Source organism: Bradyrhizobium sp. Leo170, from assembly GCF_004296405.1.
In the GTDB taxonomy this organism is placed as follows: domain Bacteria; phylum Pseudomonadota; class Alphaproteobacteria; order Rhizobiales; family Xanthobacteraceae; genus Bradyrhizobium.
On sequence record NZ_PSRR01000615.1, the window covers coordinates 1 to 2430 of the forward strand.

At 63.2% G+C, this 2430-nt stretch carries 4 protein-coding genes and 1 pseudogene; 2 read left to right on the forward strand and 3 right to left on the reverse strand.

The features are described 5' to 3' along the window. On the forward strand, nucleotides 1-246 hold a 246-nt coding region (locus CWO89_RS47365), incomplete at its 5' end, for a hypothetical protein (protein WP_207234700.1). A gap of 116 nt (nucleotides 247-362) precedes the next feature. Here the strand turns inward: CWO89_RS47365 and CWO89_RS46600 are convergent. After that, a complete protein-coding gene (locus CWO89_RS46600) occupies nucleotides 363-506 on the reverse strand; it encodes a hypothetical protein (RefSeq protein WP_165421587.1) in 144 nt (47 codons plus the stop codon). A 299-nt stretch (nucleotides 507-805) separates the two neighbouring features. Here CWO89_RS46600 and CWO89_RS46605 point away from each other — a divergent pair, with 299 nt between their 5' ends. Further along, nucleotides 806-982, forward strand: a complete 177-nt coding sequence (locus CWO89_RS46605; protein WP_165421586.1) for a hypothetical protein — start codon at nucleotides 806-808, stop codon at nucleotides 980-982. Nucleotides 983-1249: 267 nt separating this feature from the next. Here CWO89_RS46605 and CWO89_RS49860 read toward each other — a convergent pair whose 3' ends face one another. Then, the gene (locus CWO89_RS49860; RefSeq protein WP_463702851.1) at nucleotides 1250-1711 is read right to left on the reverse strand and encodes a zincin-like metallopeptidase domain-containing protein; all 462 of its coding nucleotides are present in this window, start codon (nucleotides 1709-1711) and stop codon (nucleotides 1250-1252) included. A gap of 132 nt (nucleotides 1712-1843) precedes the next feature. Next, nucleotides 1844-2339: pseudogene (locus CWO89_RS49865) on the reverse strand (ArdC-like ssDNA-binding domain-containing protein); the annotation flags it as partial. Nucleotides 2340-2430: the final 91 nt, after the last annotated feature.

Genomic DNA, 2430 nt, shown 5'->3' on the forward strand with positions numbered 1-2430 from the left:
GATGAATCCCAACAGACCCTAGATCATGATCCGATTGGACGGAAGCGGATCATGATCTCATCTCCTTGTTTGAGCATGACCTTTTCGGAAAACCGGTTTCCACTTTCCGGATCATCCTCTAGCCATCCTGTGCCAGTGGAGCGCCGTGCGCTCCGGCTGTTGAATTTGCCTGCGTTGGTGATCCAGGCCCGACGCGGATGGAAACGGTGCTTCCGTGAGCTCTGGAGCATTTTCGGTTCTGATTGAATCAGAACCGAAGCTCTCGATTCCTGTTTTGACGCGTTTTCTGCGCAGATAAGTCTACGCAATCTGCGTAAACGTGATTGCCATGCGAACCGGTGTCCACCTCGCTTGAAAACGCTCTAGCGCAGCCCGTGCATGATGGACGTCGTCAGCAGCACGGCGGTCGACGCCAGCGCCGACAGGCCGACGATGGCCTGAGCGAGGCAGATGCGCCTGAGCGTTGTTGCTTGCGGGTCCGGAAACACCCTGAACGGGCTCGCCATCTCAGGCTCCATAATGCGGTGCACGCGCTTGCTTTTTGCGAGCTATAGAGCGAGTCGCGCCGATCGCGATCCACTAAATTTGCAGCCTGCCAGGTTGACTCGTCCGCGACTCGGCAACGGAAAAATTCGGCTCCGGATCAGGCCGCCGCGCCCGAATCGGGCAGCACAAGCTCAAGTAAACAAAGCATTAATGGCTTTGCATGCGCCGGCACTTTTCCGTGTCGTGTCCGGGATCAAATGGCTGATCGGAAACGCATGCATCGCGGCGCGGAGCTTTCGGCACAAGGGCGTTCCTCGCCATGCAGATGATCGCGGATGATCGTGTTCAGCGTGTTGGCGGGCTCGATAGATTTGCACCCGCATCGGGCGGCGCCGCATCATCTGCCTCTTTCATCACGCCACCGAACGAGGTCGACGTGCTGATGATCGTCATGGGCATCTTCCTGGTGGCCGCCGTGCTCTGGTTCGGACGTTGACCGGCGCTCTGATGAGCTCGCTGAGGGCAATGTTGCGCAGTCGAGGTTCGCTCTCCCTTTGTGGTGCGGGTGGGCCCAGTTGGTTGCGTGCGGCCGTGTCGACGAGGTCCGAGGTCGAGAGGCTTTGTGATCGGCGAGATGGCCTGTGGTCGCGCCGGCGGCGCCAGCCGCAAGCCGCAGCCAGAGGCGGGGAATTCCCGGCGGGCATCAGCTCGCCGGCTTGCGTGATTTGCCTTTGGGCTTGCGCCGGTCTCGCCGATAGACCCATCACGACGCGTCATCACCTTGGGCTGCTTGCGCGGCGGAGCCGCCCGCGCCGAACGCCAGCAGGAAGTCGGCGGCTTTGGAGGCTTTGCTCGCGGCGCGGAAGACGGCGCGGCTGTCCTCGCGAAGGACGTTTAGCCAGGCGCCGAGATAGTCGGCATGCCGCACGGTCGGCTTGATCGACAGCGCAGCGCAGACGAAGGCAGCCGTCAGTTCTGCGACCAGCTCTTCATTGGCATAGAGCCTTGACCCGAACGCGCCGGACAGATCACGGTTGAGGCGGCTGGCATGGCCGGTCCAATGGCCGAGCTCATGAAACAGCGTCCGGTAATAGTTGATCTGCTCGAAGAAGGCGGGCTGCGGTGGAATCTGGACGCTGTCATTTGCGCGATCGTAGAAGGCTTTGGCGCCGCCGATGTGGATCGTGGCGCGGGTTGCCGCCGCCAGCGCCTCGGCCTGCGGCACGATCTCGCGATCCGGCAGCGCGGGTGTGTGCGCAAAGCAGTGGTCGGGCAGGCCGTCGCATTGGTCGACGTTGAAAACCGTATAGCGGCGCAGGAACGGAACGGCGGCCTGTTCCTCGTCCGCTTCCGTGCTCTCGGATCTTGCCTGCTCGGCCGCTCGCCGGTTCCGCTTCGGGACAAAGCGGTCGGCGTAGCAAACGGTGACGCCGTGCTGGCCTTTGCGGACGCTTCCGCCGAGCGTTGTTGCCTGGCGAAAGGTGAGCCAGCGCTGGCAGGTAAAGCCGGCTTCGAACAGCCTGCCCCACAGGATCAGGATTTCGCGGCAGCGCGAACGCCTGGCTGCCGCCACCGGTGCCCCACGGCCGCGCCCATGGGAAGACGCCCGCCTCAAGCTCGGCGATGATCCGAGAGGTGATTTCTTGATAGAGGCTTTGTTTCGTCGTTGTGGCACGGCGTTGCGCTGACGTTTTGGACATGACGATCTCCGCTCGCTCCTCTTCCACGCCCGGCCCCCGGAAGGCGGGGTGGGCGGCGAAGAGCGACCGGACAGCCCCGAACAGCAGAGGCAGGCAGCACCGGAACGGCCGGAGCGGATGCGGAGGACCGCGGCCAACGCAAATGATCGTCATGAGCGGCTTTGGCGGGGCGTGGTTGCGGCCTGCCGGTTCGGGGCTATACGGGAGCGCCGCCCACCTCGCCGCCGCGGGCCAGATCAAAATG